We start from the raw sequence: 20,600 nt of genomic DNA, 5'->3' as shown, positions 1-20,600 counted from the left end.
GCGCGCTACGCAGTCCCGGCACCCTCTTCGAGCGCGGCGGCCAGCTCCACCGCCGTCGGGGGCTGGGCGCCGAACCGCGAGGAGGTGATGGACGCCGCGCGCGCGGCGGTGGACAGCACACGGGTGAGCTGCTCCTGGCTGATGTCCTGCAGGGCGGACCGGCGGGAGGCGCCGAGCAGGCCCAGTCCGCGCAGCGTGGACAGCGTGGCGGCCATGAAGGAGTCCCCGGCGCCGACCGTGTCGGCCACCTCGATGGAGAACGCCGGCTGGTCCACGAACCCGGAGCGAGCCAGGCCCATGGCCCCGGAGGCTCCCCGGGTGATGACGACGACGCCGGGGCCCAGGTCCAGCCAGGCCTGCATCGTCTCCTCGTAGGGGCGCTCCGGGTAGAGCAGATCGATGTCATCGGTGGAGGCCTGGACGACGTCGGCCAGGGAGATGAACTCCTCGGCCTGGTCCCGGGCCTCCTCCCGGTTGGGGATGATGGAGGGCCGATAGTTGGGGTCGTAGCTGATGGTGGCGACGTCGCGGGCGCGATGCAGCAGGCCCTTGACGGTCTCCGCACCGGGCTGCATCATCGCGCCGATGGAGCCGGTGTGCAGCAGGTCCAGGGCGGGCTCGGCGTCCGGCTCGGCCTCCCGGGCCAGGGCGCAGAACGCCTCCTCCAGCTGCGCGGCCGAGGGCAGCGTCCAGTCCAGGGTGAATTCGTAGCTGGCCTGCCCGGTGGGGTCCAGGGTGGCCTTCGCCACCGAGGTGGGACTGGCGTCCGGCTCCAGCAGGGCGGTGATGCCCTGCGCGCGGAGGCTGCGGGCGATCATGCGCCCGTATTCGTCCTCTCCGTGCCGCCCGGCGAACACGACGTCGTGCTCGAGCCGGGCCAGGCCGACTGCGACGTTGAAGGGGCTGCCGCCGACATGGGCCTTCGGTTCCGAGGTCTCCGAATGGACCACATCCACCAAGCACTCGCCGATGACCGCCAGGTATGCACTCATGGACCCTAAACTACCGCAGTTGGGCTGACTTGCGGAGGTCGCCCCCGGCGGGCGGCGGGTACTGCCGGTAGGTGCGGAAGGCCTTGGCCTGGACTGCCCGCTGGTAGAGGATCCGGCGGAGGTCGCCGTCGGCCTCATGGAGGAACGGGTTGACGATGCGTCCCTGCTCCGCCAGCTCCGCGATCCGGCGGCGCTGCTCGGCGTTGGCGTGCTTCTTCACCAGTGGCAGCGGCAGGGTGGTGTGCAGGGCCGGCTGCTTGGCCACCTGGTGGTCGGGGCCGCCCAGCCCGCCGTGGAGATGCTCCTCCACGTAGAGCCGCGCCGGATTCACCCCGGAGGCGGTCAGGTAGTGGTGATTGCGGCCCAGCCGAGGGTTGAGCTCGAAGAACTTCGCGACGCCGTCGCGGGGGTCCACCTTGATGTCGAACATGGCGAAGCCGCGCCAGCCGATGGCACGCAGCAGCGCCGCGCCCTGCTTCTCCACGGCCTCGTCCCGGGAGGTGAGCACCGCCGGGGAGTTGCCTTCGAGCCCGGGAGCGTGGTCCTCGACGACGACCTCCCCGTAGGCGGTGAGCCGCACCCGGCCGTTCTGGTCGCAGAAGTAGGTGGCCAGCCGCAGCTGAGAGTCGGCGCCGGGGATGTGCTCCTGGGCGATGAGCGACCCGGTGTAGCCGGCCTCGGAGGCCCGGACCAGCAGGCTGGTGAGCTCCTCGGCGTCGTCCACGTAGTGGACCTTGCGGCGGCCGGTGAAGCTGATGTCCGCCCAGGCGCCGCCGTCGCCGGCCTTGAGCACCAACGGGTAGGCCACACCGGCGCCCGCCAGCTCTTCGGCGACGAACGCCTCCGCGCGCTCGTCGGTGTGGGCGGCACAGTCGTAGACGGCGGTCTTCGGGTAGGGGACGCCGAGCTCCCGGCACAGGGCGTAGAAGTTCTCCTTCAGCGCCACCCGGTCCAGCAGCTGCGCCGAGGGGTAGGGGATCGTGTAGCCGACCTCTTCCAGCTCGTCCCGGTGGTCCACGGCGAAGCGGACCAGGTGGTCGTAGTTGGCCAGCAGCAGCAGCGGACGCCGATGGGCGCCGTCGTCGGTGAGGAGGGCGGCGACCTCCTTGAGCGTGGCGATGACCGGCTCCGGCGTGGTCATCGGGCCCGCGGGGAAGGCCTCCAGGATGCGGGAGTGCTTGAGGTTGCGGTTGACCGCGGTGGGGATCACCGCCGAGATCGCGCCGTAGGCCTCGTGAAACTCGCGCGCCAGGGAGTAGGTGCCCACGTCGCCGCCGGTGATGACCGGGACGAAGGGCTGCTCCTGAGGAATCCGCATGGCCATGACGCTAGCAAAGAACGGTGGATGGAGCCTGAATACCGGGCACCGGCTCGCTGAGGCCCGCTGTTAGGGTCGAAGCATGGAGGAGACCCTGCCCGACGCCGCCCGGGACGCCCTGCTGGAGGCCTACCGAGGCTATGCGGCGGCGCCGGTCCGATCGGCCGAGCAGAAGCGGCAGGCGGCGTCCCTGGCCCAGCTGGCGGCCGCGGCGAAGGGCGCAGGGTGGCCGATGCGTCTGCTGGCCGAGCCGTGCGAGGTCAGCGCCGAGCGGATGCGCCAGTTCGCCGCCCGCCATGAGGGCGAGGTCGCCGCCGACGTCGCCGCCCTGTTCCCGGCCTACGCCCGTCCCGCCCCGGCCCGACGGCGGCCAGTGGAGCACCCGCATCTGAGCGCCGGTGAGGCCGCCGAGCTGCGGGACCTGGCGGTGCTGGCCCGGCGACGCACCGGCTCCCACGCCGCAGACTCGGCCGAGGCGCAGGCCAGTGGGCGCTTCACCGCGCTGGTGCGCGAGCATCACGACCGTGGCGTGATCTGGGCGGAGCTCTCGGCGGCGACCACACCCTGGACCTCATGGCCGCTGCGGGGAGCCGAGCGTGAGCTGGAGCCGGTGGTACGGGTCAGCGGACTGCGCCAGCGGATCAGCCGCGCGCGGGGATGACCGGCGCGAGCGATCTCAGATCAGCTCCAGCACCGGCCCCTGATGCACTGCCGTGTAGATCGTGTTGCGGATGACATTGGCCTCGTCCGAGGTGAGTGTGCGGTCGAGGGGTCGCAGCACGATCCGCAGCAGGAGATTGACCTGCCCTTCCTGCGTGCCCAGCCGCGAACGCGCAGCCTCGGGCAGGTCCTCATGCGCGGTCCGACTGAGCACCTCGAGGGACTCGACGACGCCGGCGTCGTCGCCCAGAGCGGTGCGGACGGTGTCGCCGAGCGTCTCCTCGTCCTCGTCGGCCGACAGAACCACGGAGATGTCGCGCCGGACCGCCGGCAGCGGTGAGACATGCCGCCATGGCTCCAGCGTGAGCATCTGCGCGGCGATGCGTGGGTCCTCGGCGCGCAGACAGCGGATGTCGGGGATGCCCTTACGCAGCATCAGCGCCCGCTCCAGACCCATGCCGAGCGCGACGCCTGACCACCGCTCCGGGTCGAGCCCAGACCCTCGCAGCACGTCGGGATGGATGCGCCCACACTCGGCAAGCTCGAGCCACTCCCCCTCGTGGAGCACGTCGATCTGTCGGCCACCCACCGTGTAGGGGTGCGTGACATCGGTCATCGTCCACTCCGCGCCCGGAAGCACCGTCTCGACCAGGCAGCTGATCATCGTGAGCATGTCCTCGTCGCCGGTCTCCGGAGTGCTGCGGATGCGCCAGAGGTCCACCTGATGCGGCTCGCCCACATGGCTCCGATCGACGGCGTCGCGCCGGTACACGAGGCCGGGGGCGACGATCAGCTCGTCGACGTCGTCTCGCCCCACATAGCGTTCGAGGGCGCTCGGCAGCTCAGCGCTGGTATGGCTGCGGAGCATCACCGTCGGACTGATGTAGCGCGTGTACCGGCGCGCGCGGGTGACGTCGTCGGAGTCATAGCCGAGGCGGTCGTAGTTCTCGCGCACTGCGACGATCGGAGAGTGGCGTACGGTGCGGACGGTACAGTGCCATGCGGAACGCAATCGCCCCACGACGGCATCCAGAAGGACCTGGATGGCGTGTCCGCCCTGGGTGGGATCGGTGAGGTCGCGCAGGTTCAGGGCACGGCAGAGCTGGTCAGAAGTCAGATGGTCGGCAGGCGACATGAGGGGTCTCCAGAGTGTGTGCAGGGTGGTGAGGGATAAGAGACTTCCCCCGGCCGTACCTGCGGAGACCTTCAGCGTGCCAAGCGCGCATCGACTGCCCCGCGGCCATCAACCGGCCGGGGGCTCCGAAATCGCTGCTGCCTGAGCATGGCACCAGGATACCCACCCCACTGCACGGAGGCCCATGATGGACAACGACACTGCACCGCTCATCATCAGCTCGACTGCGGGCGCGCTGTTGAGCGTCTCCGCAGTGCTGAATTTCATGGACGGTGCCGCCGTCATCGTGCCCTCTGGGAGGATGGACTGATGCCTTCGCGAAATGGACCTGCCGTGCCCGTTGTGAGCATTCGGCCCTCGATCGGAGCTGCAGAGTATCCGACGCTCGCTGCGATCTGGCGGGGCGCTGTGGACGCGACCCACGACTTCCTTGCCGAAGCGGATCGGGATGAGATCGAGACCAGACTGCAGTCCGACTACTTTCCGGCAGTCGTGGTCTCAGTCGCAGAACGCGATGGTCGACCGGTGGGATTCTCAGGCGTACTCGACGGAACGCTGGAGATGCTGTTCGTCGATGCGACCCACCGTGACAGTGGAATCGGCACCGCGCTGCTCGCCCATGCGATCAAGGATCACGCCGTCACCACGGTTGATGTGAACGAGCAGAACGCCTCGGCCGCGGGCTTCTACGCTCACCGTGGATTCGAGGTCGTCGGTCGCAGCGAGACCGACGAAGCCGGTCGGCCGTACCCGTTGCTCCACCTGAGGCTCAGCAGGCCTGCCTGATCCCTGATCCTCCAGCCCACGGAACCGCCGCGCCGATCACGGCCACACCTCATACGAGATCACATCACACGACACGATCTGAGCCCGACCAGTGGGTCACCCGCGCAGCACCGCGTCGAGGAGCCCGGGGAAGCGAGCGTCCAGGTCCTCACGGCGCAGGGAGCTGCGGATGGCGGTGCCGGCGTAGCGCTGTCGGATGATCCCGGCATCGCGCAGCACCCGGAAGTGATGCGTGGAGGTGGACTTGGACACCGGCAGATCGAAGGCGATGCACGCCTGGTCCTCGTGGCCGACGTCAAGCTGAGCGACGATGGTGCGCCGGACCGGATCGGCCAGCGCGGAGAGGACGGCGTCGAGGGTCAGCTCCTCGACTCCGGGATGTTCCAGCGTGCGCATGGGTGCCCTCCCTCACGTTGATGACGTCATGGTTCCCTCAGCGGCCCTGCAGTTGTATGGTACCTGTCGTAGTACGAGGACTCTCGTACAAATCTGGCTTCGCAGGAAGGACCGCCATGACGCGCGCACTCTTCGACCCCCTCACGCTGCGCGGACTCGAGATCCGCAACCGCATCTGGATTCCGCCGATGTGCCAGTACGCGGTGGACGCCCAGGACGGCGTCCCCACCGACTGGCACCTGATGCACCTGGGCTCCCTGGCCCGCGGCGGCGCCGGCCTGGTCACCGTGGAAGCCACCGGCGTGTCCCCGGAGGGGCGCATCAGCCCGGAGGACCTGGGGCTGTGGAACGACGAGCAGGCCCAGGCCTTCCGGCGTCTGACCGCGATGATCCACTCACAGGGTGCGGCCGCGGCCATCCAGTTGGCCCACGCCGGCCGCAAGGCCTCCACCTGGCGGGCCTGGGGCGACCACCCCGAGGGCAATGTGCCGGCCGAGCGCGGCGGCTGGCAGCCGGTCGGTCCCTCGCCGAGGGCCTATGACGGCCTGGCGGTGCCCACCGAGCTGACGGCGGAGGGGATCGCCGACGTCGTCGTCGCCTTCACCGCGGCCGCCCGCCGCGCCGTGGACGCCGGCTTCGACGTCCTGGAGATCCACGGGGCGCACGGCTACCTGCTCCATGAGTTCCTCTCCCCGCTGTCCAATGAGCGCACCGACGCCTACGGCGGTTCCCTGGAGAACCGGGCGCGGCTGCTGCTGGAGGTGGTGGACGCCGTCCGCGCCGAGGTGGGCGAGCAGGTGCCGATGATCGTGCGGCTCTCTGCCACCGACTGGGTCCAGGGCGGCTGGGACCTCCCGCAGACGGAGGCCGTGTCCTCCTGGCTGGGCGAGCACGGGGTGGACATGATCTCGGTGTCCTCCGGCGGGAACGTCCCGGCCGAGATCCCCGTGGGCCCGGGCTATCAGCTGCCGTTCGCGACGTCGATCAAGGAGGCCACGGGGCTTCCGGTGGCCGCGGTCGGGATGATCGATGACCCGTTCCAGGCCGAGCAGATCGTGGCACTGGGCCAGTCCGACGTGGTGCTGGTGGGCCGCGAGTCCCTGCGCGACCCCAACTTCCCCATCCGGGCGGCCGAGGCGCTGCGCTACGACATGCCGTACAAGCCGGCGCCCTACGAGCGCGCCTACCGCTGAGCGGTGGCCGCCTCGGTGTGCGCGACGATCACCGGGACGATCCGATCCCACTGGTGGCGCGGCACGATCTCATGACCCATGCCCGGCACTTCGATGAGTCGGGCTCCCGGGATCTCCGCGGCGAGCGCGCGGCCGTGCCCGAGTGGCAGCAGCGGGTCCTCCTCCCCGTGGAGGACCAGAGTGGGCGCGGTGATCTCCGCCAGGCGGTGTCGCCAGGGCTCTCCGGCTGAGACGAGGAACGGGTTCGTCATCATGGCTTCGAGGTCGACGGCGCGGTCCACGGTCTTCTCGGCGATCTGCCGCGCCTGCGCCTCGTCGAAGGGGCGGGAGGCCGCGGCGAACGGACGCTCCTCCTCGATCAGGCGGTCGACGGCGGCTTCGCGGTCGGACCAGTCCGGCGGCGGGGCGTCACCGGCGGCGGAGAACCACGCGCGCAGCTCCTCGGTCATCGGGGGCAGATCGGCGGCCTCATGACCCGGTCCGCCGGGGGTCCCCGCCATGAGCGTCAGCGTGGCGACCTGCCCCGGGTGGTCCAGGGCCATCACCTGGGCCACCGCGGCCCCGCCGGAGACTCCGATGAGGTGCGCCCGCGGCGTCTCGAGGGCATCGAGCAGCGCACTGACGTCCTCCACGGCATCGGCCATTCCATAGCCAGGCTCCCCGGCTGGGCTCGTGGTGGACAGGCCGGCGTCGCGGCTGTCCACGCGGACCACGCAGCGGCCCGCGTCGACGAAGCGCCAGACCAGGTCGTCGTGCCACGCCACGAGGCACTGTCCCGCACCGTGCATCAGCAGCAGCGTGGGGTCGTCGGGATCCCCGTGGATCTCGCAGGCGAGCGTCACGCCGTTGGCGACGATCCGCTCCTCACGCATGTCAGGCCGCGCGGACGGAGACGATCTCCCCGGTGTCCACGTCCATCGTGACGATCGTGGGGGAGCCGGAGTTCAGCAGCTCCCGCTCCTGGGCGCTCAGGGTCCCGGGAGCACCGGCGACCTCCGGGACGGTGACGTCGGTGATCTGGCTGGAGGCGAGGTCCACCGTGACGAAGAGATCGTCGTCGGTGTCCAGCAACGCCTGCTTCTCCGGGCTCAGCGAGGCCGTCACGGCGTCGGGGCCCTCCTGCTGGGAGACGACGGCGGCAGACCCGCCGAACACGGCGGTCAGGCCCAGGGCGGCGGCGATCGCGGCGAAGCGGCGCGGCATCACGTTCTCAGCATCAGCACTCATCAGTTCCCCCTTCGAACTGACTGTACCGGATCACAGCGGCGTCACATAGGCCCCTGAGATCCCTCCGTCGACGAGGAATTCGCTGGCGGTGATGAAGGAGGCGTCGTCGGAGGCCAGGAAGGCGACGGCGGCCGCCAGCTCCTCCGGCTCGGCGAAGCGCCCCACGGGCACATGCACCAGCCGGCGGGCCGCCCGCTCCGGGTCCTCGGCGAAGAGCTTCTGCAGCAGCGGGGTGTTCACCGGGCCGGGGCACAGCGCGTTGACGCGGATACCCTGCCGGGCGAACTCCACGCCCAGCTCCCGGCTCATGGAGAGCACCCCGCCCTTGGAGGCCGAGTAGCTGATCTGACTGGTGGCCGCCCCCATCACCGCCACGAAGGAGGCGGTGTTGATGATCGATCCCCTCCCCTGGGCCTGCATATAGGGGATCACCTGTTTGCAGCAGTGGAAGATGCTGGTCAGGTTGACCTCCTGGACCTTGCGCCAGGCGTCGATGCCGGTCTCTAGGATGGAGCCGTCCTCCGGCGGTGAGATGCCCACGTTGTTGAAGGCGATGTCCACAGCCCCGAAGCGTTCCTGCGCCGTCGCGAACAGCGCGGCGACCTGCTGTTCGTCGGTGACGTCGGTGGGCAGGAACAGCCCGCCCACCTCGTCGGCGATCTGCTCGCCCTGAGCCGGATCGCAGACGTCGGCGATGACGACGGTCGCCCCTTCATGGGCCAGGCGCCGCACCGTGGCGAGCCCGATGCCGGAGGCCCCGCCGGTGACGGTGGCGACCCGGCCCGCGAGCCTGTTGGTGACCAGCCCACCGTAGGGGGCCTGCTCCTGCGTCTGTGTCATGACTGCTCCTCTGTCGCGATGAAGACGTTCTTCACCTCAGTGAAGGACTCCAGGGCGTCCGGGCCGAGCTCACGGCCGATCCCGGAGGCCTTGAACCCTCCGAAGGGGGTGGTGTACCGCACCGAGGCATGGGAGTTCACCGAGAGGTTTCCGGCCTCCACGGCCCGGGACACCCGCAGGGCGCGGCCGACGTCACGGGTCCAGATGGAGCCGGAGAGTCCGTAGTCGGAGTCGTTGGCGATGCGGATCGCATCGGCCTCGTCCTCGAAGGGCACGACGGCGACCACCGGCCCGAAGACTTCCTCGGTGAGCAGACGGTCGTGTGGGTCCCGGGGCATCACCACCGTGGGCGGGAACCAGTGGCCCGGGCCGGTCGGCGCCTCGCCCTGGACGAGGAGGTCAGCACGGGCAGAGCCGTCGGGGTTCTGCAGGAACCCGGCCACCCGGTCCCGGTGCGCCGCCGAGATGAGCGGGCCCATCACCGTGTCCTCGCGGCGGGGATCCCCCACCCGGACCTCGCGGACCGCAGGCTCCAGCAGCTCCAGGAACCGGTCCAGCACGCGGCGCTGCACCAGGATCCTGGAGCGGGCGCAGCAGTCCTGGCCTGCATTGTCGAAGACCCCGCCCGGTGCGCGGGCGGCCGCCTCCTGAACGTCGGCGTCGGCGAAGACGATGTTCGCGCTCTTGCCGCCCAGCTCCAGGGTCACCCGGGTCAGCTGTTCGGCGCAGCCGGCCATGATCCGCTTCCCCACCGTGGTGGAGCCGGTGAACACCACCTTCTTCACCTGCGGGTGGGTCACGAAGCGCTCCCCGACGACGGCGCCCCGACCCGGCAGCACGGTGAGCACCCCCTCCGGGATGTCCGCCTCCAGGGCGAGCTCGCCGAGCCGGATCGCGGTCAGCGGCGTCAGCTCGGCGGGCTTGAGGACCACGGTGTTCCCGGCCGCCAGGGCGGGGGCGAGACCCCAGCCGGCGATCGGCATGGGGAAGTTCCAGGGCACGATGACCCCCACCACTCCCAGCGGCTCCCGGAAGGTGATGTCCACCCCGCCGGCGACGGGGATCTGGCGTCCGAAGTTCCGCTCCGGGGCGGCCGCGTAGTACTCCAGCACGTCCCGGACGTTGCCGGCCTCCCACCGGGCGTTGGTGAGGGTGTGCCCGCTGTTGGCGACCTCCAGGGCGGCCAGGTTCTCGAGGTCGTCGTCGACGAGCCGCGCGAAGCGGCGCAGCAGCCGAGCCCGGTCCGCCGGGGCGACGTCCCGCCAGGCGGGGTAGGCCGCGGCCGCGGCGGCGATGGCGGCGTCGGTCTGCTCCTGCTCGGCGAGCTCGATCTCGCTCACCACCTCACCGGTGGCGGGATTGATCACAGCATGGACGGTCATACGGCGGCCTCCTGGCGCACGGCGTCGATGAATCCTTCGAAGAGTCGGAGGTCCTGCGGGTTCTCCTCCGGGTGGAACTGGACGCCGAGCACCCAGCCGGGGGCCTGTGGCATCTCCACGATCTCCACGGTCCCGTCGGCGGCCCGGCCGGTGACCCGCAGGCCCCCGCCGAGCTGGTCGACGCTCTGGTGGTGATAGCACGGCGAGCTCGCGGCCCCTCCGAGCAGTTCGGCGGCCAGGGAGCCGGGCTCCACTTGGAACTCGACCTCTCCGTACTGGCCCGGCGCCGGCTGGTACTGCGGCCCGGCCTCCGGGACGAGGTCCGGCAGGTGCTGGTGCAGGGTGCCGCCGAGGGCCACATTGAGCACCTGCAGTCCCCGGCAGATCGCGAACAGCGGCAGCCCTCGCTCCAGGGCGGCCCGGGTGAGGGTGAGGTCGTGCTCGTCGCGGTCCGGTTGGGCGACCGTGGTCGGATGGGGCGGACGCCCGTAGTGGGCCGGGTCCACATCGGTGCCGCCGATGACGATCAGCCCGTCGAGGACGTCGAGGACGCCGACGTCGGTGCCCACCGGCGGCAGCAGCAGCGGGGTTCCGCCGGCCTCCACGACCCGGCGCACGTAGTTGCCGGGCACGATGGCTGCGGTGTCCTCCCAGACTCCCCATCGTCCCTGCTGCCAGTAGGTGGTCAGCCCGATGCGTGGACGGTCCGCCCCGGACCGCCGGCCCATAGGCGTCTCAGTGTCGTTCGAAGCCACGCCTCACCTCCCAGTCGGTGACCGCGGCCTGGAACTGCTCCAGCTCGACGTCGGCGTAGTGGGTGTAGTGGGTGACGACCTCCTCGCCGAAGAGCTCGCGGACCACCGGGGACCCGGCGAACAGGTCACGGGCCTCGGCCATGGTGGAGGGGACCTGGTCGGCGTCGGCGTCATAGGCGTTGCCCTCGATGGCCTCGGGCAGCGCGAGCTTCTGCTCCACGCCGTGCAGACCTCCGGCGAGCATCGCGGCCATGGCCAGGTAGGGGTTGGCGTCGGCGCCGGGGACCCGGTTCTCCATGCGAGCGGAGAGTCCCTCCCCGACCAGGCGCACCGCGCAGGTGCGGTTGTCCAGGCCCCACCCGATGGTGGTCGGGGCGAAGGACCCCTTGGCGAAGCGCTTGTAGGAGTTGATGTTGGGGGCGTAGAACAGCGTCATCTCCCGCATGGTGGACAGCACCCCGGCGATGAAGTGGTCGTAGAGCGGAGTGCGCCGCCCGGCCTCGGCGTCCCAGAAGGCCAGGCCGCCGTCGAGGCCGCGCAGGGACATGTGGATGTGGCAGCTGGATCCCTCCCGCGCGTTGGGCTTGGCCATGAAGGTGATCGACTGCCCCCGCTGGGAGGCCATGTGCTTGGCCGAGAGCTTGTAGAAGGTGTGGTTGTCCGCGGTGGTGACGACGTCGTCGTACTTGAAGGCGATCTCATGCTGGCCGAGGTTGCACTCCCCCTTGGCGGATTCCACCGTCATGCCCGCCTGGTACATGGCGTTGCGGATGTCCCGCAGCAGCGGCTCCACCCGCATGGATCCCAGGATGGAGTAGTCCACGTTGTACTGGTTGGCCGGGGTCAGGCCCCGATAGTCCCGCGCCGAGGCGTCCTCATAGGAGTCCTCGTACATCACGAACTCCAGCTCGGTGCCGGCCAGCGCGGTCAGCCCCAGCGCGGCGGCCTTCTCCTGCTGGGCCTTCAGCAGGGACCGTGGAGAGACGGGCACCGGGCGGCCATCCGTGGTGGCCAGGTCCACCTGCAGGATGGCGGTGCGCTCCAGGTACGGGACCCGGCGGATGGTGCCGTGGTCGAGAATGAACTCCATGTCCCCATAGCCGGTCTCCCAGCTGGTGAGCGAGTAGCCGTCCACAGTGTTCATGTCAGTGTCGACGGCGAGCAGGTAGTTGCAGGCCTCGGCTCCATGGTCCAGCACGGAGTCCAGGAAGAACTGTCCGTGGATGACCTTGCCCTGGAGGCGGCCCTGCATGTCGGTGAAGGCCAGGATGACGGAGTCGATCTGTCCTGTGGTGATCTCGTGGGCCAGCTGCGATGCGCTGAGCATGCGCTCATTGTGCGGTGCCGGCAGATGGTCGAGGTCCAGCGGGTTCATGGAGCTCCTCGGATGGTGGGCGGGCTGGCGGACAGGACGGGGGACGGTGGTCTCAGTGCAGCTGGCTCTCCTCCTTCTCCAGCAGCGCGAACTCCTCCTCCGGGGCGTCGGCCACCAGCCGGTGGCGGCTGTAGAACCAGAAGTACGCCAGGGCCAGCAGGAAGACCCCGCCGGTGATGCCGGCGGCCCGGACATCCACCACGAAGGTGGCGATCAGCGCGACGCCGGCGAGCACCAATGCGACGGACGTGGTGACCACTCCGCCCGGGGTGCGGTAGCCGCGCTCCAGCTGCGGCTCCCGGATGCGCAGCACGATGTAGCTCAGATTCAGCAACACATAGGACACCGCGGCCCCGAAGACGGCGATGTTGATCAGCAGACCGCCGTCGCCGATGACGGCGGCCAGGATGAAGCCGATGGTGCCGGGGACGATGAGCGCAACCCAGGGTGTGCGGCGGGTGGAGGTCAGCGACAGGAAGCGGGGCAGGTACCCGGCCCGGGAGAGGGCGAAGAGCTGCCGGGAGTAGGCGTAGACGATGGAGAAGAAGCTGGCGACCAGTCCGGCGAGCCCTGCGTAGTTGACGAAGGTGGCCAGCCATGACCCCTCGCCGTGTACGGCGCGCAGCGCTTCGGGCAGCGGCGATTCGGAGGCGCCCATGGCCTCGGCGCCGGCGGCCCCGGGGACCAGGACGAGCATCAGTGCGCCGAAGACCAGCAGCACCATCATGGCCACGATGATGCCCCGGGGCAGGTCCCGCTTGGGGTCGGCGGTCTCCTCGGCGGCCAGCGGCACCCCCTCGACGGCCAGGAAGAACCAGATGCCGAAGACCAGGGCACCCATGACGCCGGTGATGCCGAAGGGCAGGAAGGCGCTGGAACCGGCCGAACCATCGGCGGCGATGTCGAAGAGGTTGCTGACCTCCATATGGGGCAGCAGGCCGAACACGGTGGCTGCGAGCGCGACGACGGCGATCAGGGTGATGCCGAACATGACCTTCAGGGCCTCGCCGACGCCCCAGAGGTGGATGCCGATGAACAGCAGGTAGGCGGCCAGATAGATGGGCCAAGAGTTCGTGAGGCCGAACAGTCCGAGGGCCTCCACATAGCCTCCGATGAAGGTGGCGATGGCGGCCGGCGCGACGGCGTACTCGATGAGCACGGCCATGCCGGTGGCGAAGCCTCCCAGCGGGCCGAAGGCTCTGCGGGCGAATCCGTAGCCGGCACCGGCGGTGGGGATGGTGGAGGACATCTCTGCCAGCCCGAAGACCATGCACGTGTACATCACTCCCATGAGGACGAAGGCGATGAGCAGACCGCCCCAGCCGCCCACCGAGAGGCCGATGTTCCACCCGGAGAAGTCTCCGGAGATCACGTAGGCCACGCCGAGGCCGGCGAGCAGGATCCATCCGGCCGCCCCTCGACGCAGCTGTCGGTGCTTCATGTAGCTCTCGCCGAGGTGCGTGTAGTCCACGTGGGCTGTGGATCCTGGTGCTCGTGACATGACACCCTCTCCCAATGGACTGCTTTCAGTCCTTTGAACAGCACCACTCTGAGGTGACGCACGGCAGAGTGTCAAGAGTCAGCGAGAAGATCGCTCGCAAAATTTTCGAGAGGAGACCTTTGAATCTAGCCATATGGCATGCTGATGGCATGCCGGATGCGTCGTCCCCCGCGGAGCCCATGGCCTCGCTCACTCCTGTGCTGGGTCAGGCACGGCGCGGCAACGTGCTCGAAGAGACCATCGCCCGAGTCCTGCGCGGCATCCGACTGGGCACCTTCGCCCCAGGCGATAAGCTGCCGCCGGAGCGTGAGCTCGCCGAGTCCCTGGGCGTCTCGCGCAGCACCCTGCGCGACGCGCTGGCCGAGCTGCAGGCCGCCGGCTACCTCTCGGTGCGCCGAGGGCGCTACGGGGGCACGTTCGTCGCCGAGGAGCTGCCCGCTCCGGCGACCTCCCTCGGCGCAGAGGACGCGGCCGCCGTCGAGGATGTGCTGACCTTCCGCGGCGTCGTCGAACCGGCTGCCGCGGCCCTGGCAGCCTCCGCCACGCTGAGCACTGCGCAGCGGTCCGCCCTGGTCCAGGCCCTGGAGGTCGTGGACGCCGCCGAGGCCTCCCAGTATCGGCCACTGGATGCCCGTCTGCACTGCCTGATCGCGGACCTCTCCGGCTCGGCGATGCTGGCCGCCTCGGTGGCGGAGGCTCGCGCCGCCGCCAGCGGACTGCTGGACCGCATCCCGTTCCTAGACTCGAACATCGCCCATTCCCAGGAGCAGCATCAAGGGATCGTCTCTGCCATCCTCCAGGGCGATCCGGTACGCGCCGACGAGCTCATGCGCGAGCACCTGGAGGGCACCGCGTCATTGCTGCGCGGCTTCCTCACTGAGACCGGCTCGGCTCCTCCGTCACAGCCTTGACCTGCTCGTAGCCGCCCACCAGGTTCCGCAGCCCGGCGTCGGGATTCCGGTGGCGCAGCACCGCCAGCGCCTGCCGGGAGCGGACGCCGATCTTGCAGTAGAGCACCACGGGGCGATCCTCGCTGGCCTCGTCGAGCCCGGGGACCTCCTGGCCGTGCCACAGCTCGCCCAGCGGCACGTTGACCGCGCCGTCGACGTGCCCGGCCGCGTACTCCCACGGCTCCCGGACGTCCACCACGCCGGCGATCCGCCCGGCCTCGACGGCGGCGTGCAGCTCCCGGATGCCGATGTCCTCCGGGCCATACGGGTGCCCGGTGTAGGGATCGGTCTCCCCCTCCACCGGGTGCAGGGCCGGATCCTCCTCCACCGCGCAGGCGTCTCCAGCGGCCGCACCAGCACCCGGCCCGCCGCCCAACCCGGCGACGTCGGCGCCGATGCTGGTGACCGGCTCCCGGTCCGGGTCCGGCAGCAGCCGCACCTCACGGAAGGAGGCGGTCAGCGCGTCATAGGTCATCACCCGGCCGAGGAGGGTCTCCCCCACGCCGGCGAGGAACTTGATGGTCTCGGTGGCCATGAGCGTGCCGATGACTCCGGGCAGCACGCCCAGCACCCCGGCCTCCGCACAGGTGGGGACCTCCCCGGCGTCGGGGGCCTCCGGGTAGAGGTCCCGGTAGGTGGGGCCCCGCCCACCGGCTGGCCAGTGCGCCTCATCCGGAGCGGACCAGAACAGGCTGACCTGCCCGGCGAAGCGCAGAATGGAGCCGGAGACCAGCGGCTTGCCGGCGATCTCGCAGGCATCGGAGACCACGTAGCGGGTGGCGAAGTTGTCGGAGCCGTCCACCACGATGTCCGCGGTCTCCACCAGCGCCAGGGCGTTCTCCGGACCGATGGGCTCCCGGTGCTCGTGGACGGTGACCTCCGGGTGCAGTCCGCGCATCACCGCAGCGGCGGACTCCGTCTTCGGGCGGCCGATGGAGGCCTCCGAATGCAGGACCTGCCGGTGCAGGTTGGAGCGGTCGACCACGTCATGGTCGACGACGTCGATGGTCCCGACCCCTGCGGCGGCCAGGTAGGTGAGGATGGGCGCCCCGAGTCCGCCGGCACCGATCACCAGCACCCGGGAGTCGAGCAGACGCAGTTGCGCCTCCGGGCCGAAGCCGGTCAGCGAGAGGTGCCGCTGGAAGCGTTCCAGCTGGGTGCGGGAGAGGTCGTTGATCTGGGTCCGGCGTGTGTCAGTCAACGGAGCCGATCCTTCCTTCCATCGCGGAGGAGGCCAGGGCGTGACGACGGCGCGGGATCCGCCCCGCCCCGGCGGAGAGCCACCCGGACTCCACGGCCAGGGCCATGGCGCGTGCCATGTCCGAGGGGCGTTCGGCGCGGGTGACGGCGGAGGCCACCAGCACGGCGTCGCAGCCCAGCTCCAGGGCCAGCGCGGCCTCGGAGGCGGCGCCGACGCCGGCGTCGAGGACCACCGGCACGTTCGCCCGGGAAGCGATGAGCTCGATGTTGTGCGGGTTCAGAATCCCCAGGCCGGTGCCGATGGGGGCACCCAGGGGCATGACGGCGGCCGCGCCGGCCTGCTCCAGGCGCACGGCCGCGGCAGGGTCATCGGTGGTGTAGACCATGGGGATGAAGCCCCGGTCGGCGAGCTGCTCGGTGGCCTCGAGGGTCTCGATCACGTCCGGCAGCAGGGTGTGCTCGTCAGCGATGACCTCGATCTTGATGAGGTTCGTCTCGAGGGCCTCCCGGGCCAGCTCGGCGGTCAGCACCGCGTCCTTGACGGTGTAGCAGCCAGCCGTGTTGGGCAGCACGTCGATGCCCAGGCGCTCCAGCATGGCGAACACGCTGGTCTTGGTCTCCGGGCTGTAGCGGCGCATCGCCACCGTGGTCAGCGTGGTGCCGGAGGCGATCAGCGCCCGCTCCAGGGCCTCGAGGTCAGTGATGCCGCCGGTGCCCATGATGAGCCGGTTCTGCAGGGTGTAGTCCCCCACCTGGACGGTCGGGATGGTCGGCGCGGCCATACGGTCACCCTCCCTGCACGGCGGTGACGATCTCGATCTCCTCGCCGTGGCTCAGTTCGGTCGTGGCCCAGGCGCTGCGCGGGACGACCGCGGCGTTGACGGCCACGGCCACGCCCAGGCGCCCCCCGTCGGCGGGGGTCCCGTCCGGGTTCAGCTCACGCCCGGTGGTGTGCGCGACGGCGTCGACCACGGTGGCGCCGTCGTCGAACTTCACGTCTTCCTCATTGATGGTCACGGTGAGCATGTCTCTCACAATCCTGTGGGGGTCAGCTGGGGTGCGGTCGTCGACCGCGTGGGACTCATATGGGCCAGCATCTGCCGGTCCGCCTCGCTCAGGGCGGCCTCGCCGTCATCGCCCAGCAGCGCGGCGGCGAGCCGGGCGGCCAAGGGTGCCAGCAGGATGCCGTGTCGAGAATAGCCGGTGGAGATGACGACGTCGGGGGCCTGCTCCATCCGACCCAGGTACGGGATGTCATCCGGGGTGCCCGGCCGGGCCCGGGTGGTGATCTCCACCAGCTCCGTCTCCTTGACGCCTGGCAGGATCGCGACGGCGTCGTCGAGCAGCTCCTGCACGGAGCCGGCGTGGGTGCCGGGCAGGCCGTCCTCCCGGGAGGAGGCGCCGACGACGAGCCCGCCGTCGGCCCGTGGCACCAGGTAGACGCTGCGGCCGGCCACCGTGGCCCGGACGGTGGCGCCGACGATGTGCTGTTCGCCGGGCAGCAGCTGCCCGGGCCGGACCTTCAGGCGCAGCACGTCCCCGTGGACGGGTCGCAGATCCAGCGGGGTCTGCTCGGGCAGTCCGGCGATGTCCGCGTAGCCGAGCCCCGGCACCAGGAGGATCTTGTCGTCGGTGAGTTCGGTGCCGTCGTCGAGGGTGAGCCGGGCGCCGCCGCCCGGTGTGGGGTGCACAGCGGTGACGCGGGCCTGGATGAGATCGGCGGGCGGGCCGACGTCGGGGAACCGCGCCGCGTCCAGCGGCGCCTGCAGGGCCTGCACCGCACAGTCCGCCAGCAGCCGGGGGTCCACCTGGTGGTCGCTGGGGACGTCCCAGCCCTTGGAGATCCCGGGGGCGAGGCCGGGCTCACGACGCCGCAGCGCCGAGGAGGTCAGCGGCTCCACCTCCATGCCGTGAGCCTGCTGGACAGCCACCAGCCGGGCGACGGCGTCGCGGTCGGACCGATCGGCGGCCAGCAGGATCGTGCCGTTCTCCCGCCACCCGGTGGGGGCGTCGACGGCGGCGGCCAGCGTGGCCAGGAAAGCGGGATACTCCGCCCGAGAGGCAGTCATGAGGGGGTAGAGCCGGTCCTGGCCGTATTGCACCTCACTGATGGGGGCGAGCATGCCGGCGGCCGCGTAGCTTGCGCCCTGGGCGATGTCCGGCGCGATCACCGTGACCCGGTGCCCCTGCCGGCGCAGCTCCCACGCCGAGAGCAGCCCGACGACGCCTGCTCCCACGACGGTGACGCCCACATCTCCTCCTCACGGCGGCATGACCCGCATCGAGTCCGAGTGGTCGGCGGTTTCGCCCTCTCAGCCCGGCCAGCCCGGGCTCCCACGGAATTCCAGTTCCATTCTAGGGGGCGCCGAGGAGGTACGCCGAGCCGGGGGCATGACGAATTCTGGACGAGACCCTCAGCCCGTCGCCTCGGGATTCAGCAGCGCCGCGGCGGCGATCCGGTGCTGCGGATCTCCCGTGGTGAGCGCGAACATCCCGTAGGCCACCGGGGACGCGGCCCACAGCTCATGGCAGTGCTCGGCCAGCTGAGGCCACACGGTGCCACCGGCCTCCTCGTAGGCGTCCACCGTGACCTCGAACGCCTCCTGCCCGGCGATGGAGAACTGGTACGAGAAATCCCGTCCGGGGTCGTCCACCCGGGCGGTGGTCCAGTCCAGGATGCCGGTGATCTGCCCGGTCTCACCGAGCAGGATGTGCGCCGGGTACAGCTCCCCGTGGGTCATGACAGCACGCTGGGGCCAGAGCTCATCGGCGTCGAGCCAGGTACGCCACCGGGCCAGCAGGTCTGAAGCCACGTCGAACTCGGAGGCGACGGCGTCGATCTCCTCCTGCCAACGGGCCCGAGAGTCCTCCGGGCTGCGGACCTCCAGCCCAGCGGCGCGGGCCTCCTCGGGGTCGATGCTGTGCAGCTCGGCCAGGAGTCGGCCGAGCGCGGAGGCGAACTCATGGGACTCAGCATCCATGTGCCACTGCGGCTCCCCGCCACGCAGGGTCAGCCCCGGGTGCCCGGGCAGCGCTCGGTAGGCGATCAGCTCCTCGGAGTGCACCTCCCAGGCCGGGACGGCGACGCTCAGATGAGGGCGCACGAACTCAAGGATGCGGGCCTCCTCGTCCATGCGCGGCAGGACGTCCGGCCGGCGCGGCACCCGGAGGACCCATCGCTCTCCCGCCGCATCATGGGCGAGCGCCACGCGGAAGTCGAGGCCCGCGTCGACGATCTCGACGCCGTTCTGGTCGAGCGCCAGGCCATGCCAGACGGCCCGCTGGATGACGTCGTCGAGAGCTGAGGAGTCCATCCGTTCACGCTACTGGCGCGCTCTCTCTGCGGCAATGCGCACAGGGGCCGAAACGTGATCAGGGGTGATGCATCGTGTGCATCACCCCTGAGTGGTGGAGCGGATGACGGGAATCGAACCCGCGTCGTCGGCTTGGGAAGCCGAAGCTTTACCATTAAGCTACATCCGCGCAGAACCCGGATCCGCGGACCCGAGGAACTTCTGAGTAGAGATTATCACTCCTGGGCAGGGTGATTTCCAATCGGCCGCTACGGTGACTCTCATGGCCACCTCCCCGAGCACTGACGACGCCGACTGGGCCGCCTACTATCGGCGCACCGCCGACCGACCGCCCCGCTCCCTGCTTCGTGATGCTCTGGCGCACCTGTCCACCGCGGCCCGCCGCGCTGGCGATGTCCACCATGCGGTGGACCTGGGCTGCGGCGACGGCACCGAGACCCTTCACCTGCTGAGCGCGGGGTTCCACGTGACCGCGATCGACCGTGAGCAGACTGCGGTGGATACGGTCACCACTCGTGCCGAGGACGCGGAACTCGGTGACGGTCTCACCACCGTGTGCGCCGACCTGTGCTCAGCCGATCTGCCGCGCGTGGACTTGGTGCTGGCCTGCCTGAGTCTGCCTTTCCTGCGGGAGGACGATCTGGTCGAGGTGTGGCAACGCCTCCTCGCCTCGCTGCATCCTGGCGGGATCCTGGCCGCTCAGCTCTTCGGCGACCGGGACTCCTGGGCCACCGGCGAGACCGCCGTGGAGGGGATGACGTTCCACACCCGCGACGACGTGGAGGCATGGGTGAGTGGACTCACCGTGCTGCAACTCGACGAGCGCGAGTACGACGGTCCCAGCGGCCGGGGCCCCAAGCACTGGCATGTGTACGACGTGATTGCGCGGAAGTGATCCGGCGGTAGTGGTGGCCAGGCTGGGCTCAGGCAGCAGAGGTATGGCTCAGTGTCGTCGTCTGCTGGTCTCGTAGAGGACGGTCACGCCCCTACGGGAGCCCGGGGTGGCGTGGTGCGTTGCGATGAGGTCGACACGGCCGTGGGGCGCCGGGGTGCGCCGTCGCGTGGGCTGCCAGGCAGGCGGCAGCCCACGACGCCGCTGATCGGGATGCGCCGGTGGAGCTGCCGGCCGCTGAATGGACGGTGGCGACGGTGTTGTTGGCGGGGGATTCGGCGGCGTTCCTGTCTTCGGCGGTGCTGGGGTGTTCAGGGCTGTGGGTGGATCGTCTGTACTGGTCAGAAGTCCGTGGGACTTCAGCCGGTGGTGCCTGCGGCACAGGGCCTGCAGGTTGGGCCCGCTGGTGGGGCCTGCCGGGTAGGGGAGCCGATGGTCAAGATCGCAGCGCTGCGCCGGGATGGTGCACCCCGGTGCCTGGCAGACCCCGTCGCGGAAGATGATGGCATCGCGGAGCCGGGCCGGAGCGTAGCGGCCGGTGTAAGTGATCGAGAGGATGTCCGGAGAGACGTCCCCTGCGCCCGGCTGGTGCGGGCCGGTGGTGGCCTGGTACCAGTCGTGGCAGGTGCGGGGATCACCGGCGAGGTGGCGGGCATCGCTGGCTGGGATCACCCAGTTCCGGTC

General features: G+C 70.3%; 22 protein-coding genes, 1 tRNA gene and 1 riboswitch. Of the genes, 5 read left to right on the top strand and 18 right to left on the bottom strand.

What is annotated here, in order from left to right; translation table 11 throughout:
- Positions 1–5 precede the first annotated feature (5 nt).
- Positions 6–992, bottom strand: coding sequence for a carbohydrate kinase family protein (locus tag SD455_RS02440; RefSeq protein WP_311025540.1), 987 nt, complete (start codon positions 990–992; stop codon positions 6–8).
- A gap of 10 nt (positions 993–1,002) precedes the next feature.
- Entirely contained in the window at positions 1,003–2,310 is a 1,308-nt protein-coding gene (locus SD455_RS02435) for a carboxylate--amine ligase (RefSeq protein ID WP_311025541.1), read from the bottom strand.
- A gap of 82 nt (positions 2,311–2,392) precedes the next feature.
- Here SD455_RS02435 and SD455_RS02430 point away from each other — a divergent pair, with 82 nt between their 5' ends.
- The gene (locus SD455_RS02430; protein WP_445507137.1) at positions 2,393–2,971 is read left to right on the top strand and encodes a hypothetical protein; all 579 of its coding nucleotides are present in this window, start codon (positions 2,393–2,395) and stop codon (positions 2,969–2,971) included.
- 15 nt (positions 2,972–2,986) lie between these two features.
- On the opposite strand, the gene srmL is transcribed toward SD455_RS02430, so the two are convergent.
- Positions 2,987–4,105 carry a PheS-related mystery ligase SrmL gene (gene srmL, locus SD455_RS02425; protein WP_445507136.1) on the bottom strand — a complete coding sequence of 373 codons (1,119 nt, stop codon included), beginning with the start codon at positions 4,103–4,105 and terminating at the stop codon, positions 2,987–2,989.
- Positions 4,106–4,438: 333 nt separating this feature from the next.
- On the opposite strand from srmL, the gene SD455_RS02420 reads away from it, so the two are divergent.
- A complete protein-coding gene (locus SD455_RS02420; RefSeq protein ID WP_445507135.1) occupies positions 4,439–4,891 on the top strand; it encodes an acetyltransferase in 453 nt (150 codons plus the stop codon).
- Between the two features lie 96 nt (positions 4,892–4,987).
- On the opposite strand, the gene SD455_RS02415 is transcribed toward SD455_RS02420, so the two are convergent.
- On the bottom strand, positions 4,988–5,287 hold the full coding sequence (locus SD455_RS02415) for an ArsR/SmtB family transcription factor (protein ID WP_070161941.1): 300 nt from the start codon (positions 5,285–5,287) through the stop codon (positions 4,988–4,990).
- A 116-nt stretch (positions 5,288–5,403) separates the two neighbouring features.
- On the opposite strand from SD455_RS02415, the gene SD455_RS02410 reads away from it, so the two are divergent.
- Complete coding sequence (locus SD455_RS02410) at positions 5,404–6,480, top strand: NADH:flavin oxidoreductase/NADH oxidase (RefSeq protein ID WP_070161943.1); 1,077 nt, start codon at positions 5,404–5,406, stop codon at positions 6,478–6,480.
- Here SD455_RS02410 and SD455_RS02405 read toward each other — a convergent pair.
- From SD455_RS02405 to eat, 7 genes are read right to left on the bottom strand one after another with little or no spacing between them, the layout of a single operon-like run.
- A complete protein-coding gene (locus tag SD455_RS02405; RefSeq protein ID WP_445507134.1) occupies positions 6,471–7,352 on the bottom strand; it encodes an alpha/beta fold hydrolase in 882 nt (293 codons plus the stop codon). The genes SD455_RS02410 and SD455_RS02405 overlap by 10 nt on opposite strands.
- 1 nt (position 7,353) lies before the next feature.
- The gene (locus tag SD455_RS02400; RefSeq protein ID WP_139827835.1) at positions 7,354–7,707 is read right to left on the bottom strand and encodes a hypothetical protein; all 354 of its coding nucleotides are present in this window, start codon (positions 7,705–7,707) and stop codon (positions 7,354–7,356) included.
- A gap of 30 nt (positions 7,708–7,737) precedes the next feature.
- A complete protein-coding gene (locus SD455_RS02395; protein ID WP_445507133.1) occupies positions 7,738–8,547 on the bottom strand; it encodes a 3-oxoacyl-ACP reductase in 810 nt (269 codons plus the stop codon).
- Positions 8,544–9,929, bottom strand: a complete 1,386-nt coding sequence (locus SD455_RS02390) for an aldehyde dehydrogenase family protein (RefSeq protein ID WP_445507132.1) — start codon at positions 9,927–9,929, stop codon at positions 8,544–8,546. Before SD455_RS02390 ends, SD455_RS02395 begins: the two co-directional genes overlap by 4 nt.
- Entirely contained in the window at positions 9,926–10,684 is a 759-nt protein-coding gene (locus SD455_RS02385; RefSeq protein WP_336582537.1) for a gamma-glutamyl-gamma-aminobutyrate hydrolase family protein, read from the bottom strand. Before SD455_RS02385 ends, SD455_RS02390 begins: the two co-directional genes overlap by 4 nt.
- A complete protein-coding gene (locus SD455_RS02380; RefSeq protein ID WP_070161953.1) occupies positions 10,665–12,059 on the bottom strand; it encodes a glutamine synthetase family protein in 1,395 nt (464 codons plus the stop codon). The genes SD455_RS02385 and SD455_RS02380 overlap by 20 nt, the downstream gene beginning before the upstream one ends.
- Before the next feature lie 52 nt (positions 12,060–12,111).
- Positions 12,112–13,560 (bottom strand): ethanolamine permease, encoded by a 1,449-nt coding sequence (gene eat / locus SD455_RS02375; RefSeq protein ID WP_445507131.1) that lies wholly within the window; start codon positions 13,558–13,560, stop codon positions 12,112–12,114.
- A gap of 149 nt (positions 13,561–13,709) precedes the next feature.
- Between eat and SD455_RS02370 the strand changes: the two genes are divergently transcribed.
- Positions 13,710–14,471 (top strand): FadR/GntR family transcriptional regulator, encoded by a 762-nt coding sequence (locus SD455_RS02370; protein WP_445507130.1) that lies wholly within the window; start codon positions 13,710–13,712, stop codon positions 14,469–14,471.
- On the opposite strand, the gene moeB is transcribed toward SD455_RS02370, so the two are convergent.
- From moeB to SD455_RS02340, 6 genes are all read right to left on the bottom strand, one after another.
- Positions 14,434–15,711, bottom strand: coding sequence for a molybdopterin-synthase adenylyltransferase MoeB (moeB, locus tag SD455_RS02365; protein WP_445507129.1), 1,278 nt, complete (start codon positions 15,709–15,711; stop codon positions 14,434–14,436). The genes SD455_RS02370 and moeB overlap by 38 nt on opposite strands.
- Positions 15,704–16,492 (bottom strand): thiazole synthase, encoded by a 789-nt coding sequence (locus SD455_RS02360; RefSeq protein WP_445507128.1) that lies wholly within the window; start codon positions 16,490–16,492, stop codon positions 15,704–15,706. The genes moeB and SD455_RS02360 overlap by 8 nt, the downstream gene beginning before the upstream one ends.
- A gap of 4 nt (positions 16,493–16,496) precedes the next feature.
- Entirely contained in the window at positions 16,497–16,736 is a 240-nt protein-coding gene (thiS, locus tag SD455_RS02355; RefSeq protein WP_445507127.1) for a sulfur carrier protein ThiS, read from the bottom strand.
- Positions 16,737–16,741: 5 nt separating this feature from the next.
- A complete protein-coding gene (thiO, locus tag SD455_RS02350; RefSeq protein ID WP_445507126.1) occupies positions 16,742–17,962 on the bottom strand; it encodes a glycine oxidase ThiO in 1,221 nt (406 codons plus the stop codon).
- Positions 17,952–18,058, bottom strand: a riboswitch (TPP riboswitch). It overlaps the preceding gene by 11 nt.
- A 66-nt stretch (positions 18,059–18,124) precedes the next feature.
- Positions 18,125–19,024: a macrolide 2'-phosphotransferase gene (locus SD455_RS02345; RefSeq protein ID WP_445507125.1), complete on the bottom strand. Its 900-nt coding sequence runs from the start codon at positions 19,022–19,024 to the stop codon at positions 18,125–18,127.
- 95 nt (positions 19,025–19,119) lie between these two features.
- Positions 19,120–19,193, bottom strand: a tRNA-Gly gene (locus SD455_RS02340).
- Between the two features lie 93 nt (positions 19,194–19,286).
- Here SD455_RS02340 and SD455_RS02335 point away from each other — a divergent pair.
- Positions 19,287–19,919, top strand: a complete 633-nt coding sequence (locus SD455_RS02335) for a class I SAM-dependent methyltransferase (RefSeq protein WP_445507124.1) — start codon at positions 19,287–19,289, stop codon at positions 19,917–19,919.
- Between the two features lie 48 nt (positions 19,920–19,967).
- Here SD455_RS02335 and SD455_RS02330 read toward each other — a convergent pair.
- On the bottom strand, positions 19,968–20,600 hold a 633-nt coding region (locus tag SD455_RS02330), incomplete at its 5' end, for an HNH endonuclease signature motif containing protein (protein WP_445507123.1).

This window comes from Nesterenkonia sp. K-15-9-6, from assembly GCF_052656005.1.
Note: the sequence above shows the minus strand (reverse complement) of the source record. Positions and strands in the feature narration are given on the sequence as shown.

Excerpts from the sequence above, each read along its gene's own strand:
- SD455_RS02370 (WP_445507130.1), top strand. The coding sequence starts at position 13,710 with ATGCCGGATGCGTCGTCCCCCGCGGAGCCCATGGCCTCGCTCACTCCT.
- SD455_RS02405 (WP_445507134.1), bottom strand. The coding sequence starts at position 7,352 with ATGCGTGAGGAGCGGATCGTCGCCAACGGCGTGACGCTCGCCTGCGAG.
- SD455_RS02400 (WP_139827835.1), bottom strand. The coding sequence starts at position 7,707 with ATGAGTGCTGATGCTGAGAACGTGATGCCGCGCCGCTTCGCCGCGATC.
- SD455_RS02430 (WP_445507137.1), top strand. The coding sequence starts at position 2,393 with ATGGAGGAGACCCTGCCCGACGCCGCCCGGGACGCCCTGCTGGAGGCC.
- eat (WP_445507131.1), bottom strand. The coding sequence starts at position 13,560 with ATGTCACGAGCACCAGGATCCACAGCCCACGTGGACTACACGCACCTC.
- SD455_RS02380 (WP_070161953.1), bottom strand. The coding sequence starts at position 12,059 with ATGAACCCGCTGGACCTCGACCATCTGCCGGCACCGCACAATGAGCGC.
- SD455_RS02395 (WP_445507133.1), bottom strand. The coding sequence starts at position 8,547 with ATGACACAGACGCAGGAGCAGGCCCCCTACGGTGGGCTGGTCACCAAC.
- SD455_RS02360 (WP_445507128.1), bottom strand. The coding sequence starts at position 16,492 with ATGGCCGCGCCGACCATCCCGACCGTCCAGGTGGGGGACTACACCCTG.
- SD455_RS02440 (WP_311025540.1), bottom strand. The coding sequence starts at position 992 with ATGAGTGCATACCTGGCGGTCATCGGCGAGTGCTTGGTGGATGTGGTC.
- SD455_RS02345 (WP_445507125.1), bottom strand. The coding sequence starts at position 19,024 with ATGGACTCCTCAGCTCTCGACGACGTCATCCAGCGGGCCGTCTGGCAT.
- SD455_RS02390 (WP_445507132.1), bottom strand. The coding sequence starts at position 9,929 with ATGACCGTCCATGCTGTGATCAATCCCGCCACCGGTGAGGTGGTGAGC.
- SD455_RS02435 (WP_311025541.1), bottom strand. The coding sequence starts at position 2,310 with ATGCGGATTCCTCAGGAGCAGCCCTTCGTCCCGGTCATCACCGGCGGC.
- thiS (WP_445507127.1), bottom strand. The coding sequence starts at position 16,736 with ATGCTCACCGTGACCATCAATGAGGAAGACGTGAAGTTCGACGACGGC.
- SD455_RS02410 (WP_070161943.1), top strand. The coding sequence starts at position 5,404 with ATGACGCGCGCACTCTTCGACCCCCTCACGCTGCGCGGACTCGAGATC.
- SD455_RS02335 (WP_445507124.1), top strand. The coding sequence starts at position 19,287 with ATGGCCACCTCCCCGAGCACTGACGACGCCGACTGGGCCGCCTACTAT.
- SD455_RS02415 (WP_070161941.1), bottom strand. The coding sequence starts at position 5,287 with ATGCGCACGCTGGAACATCCCGGAGTCGAGGAGCTGACCCTCGACGCC.
- srmL (WP_445507136.1), bottom strand. The coding sequence starts at position 4,105 with ATGTCGCCTGCCGACCATCTGACTTCTGACCAGCTCTGCCGTGCCCTG.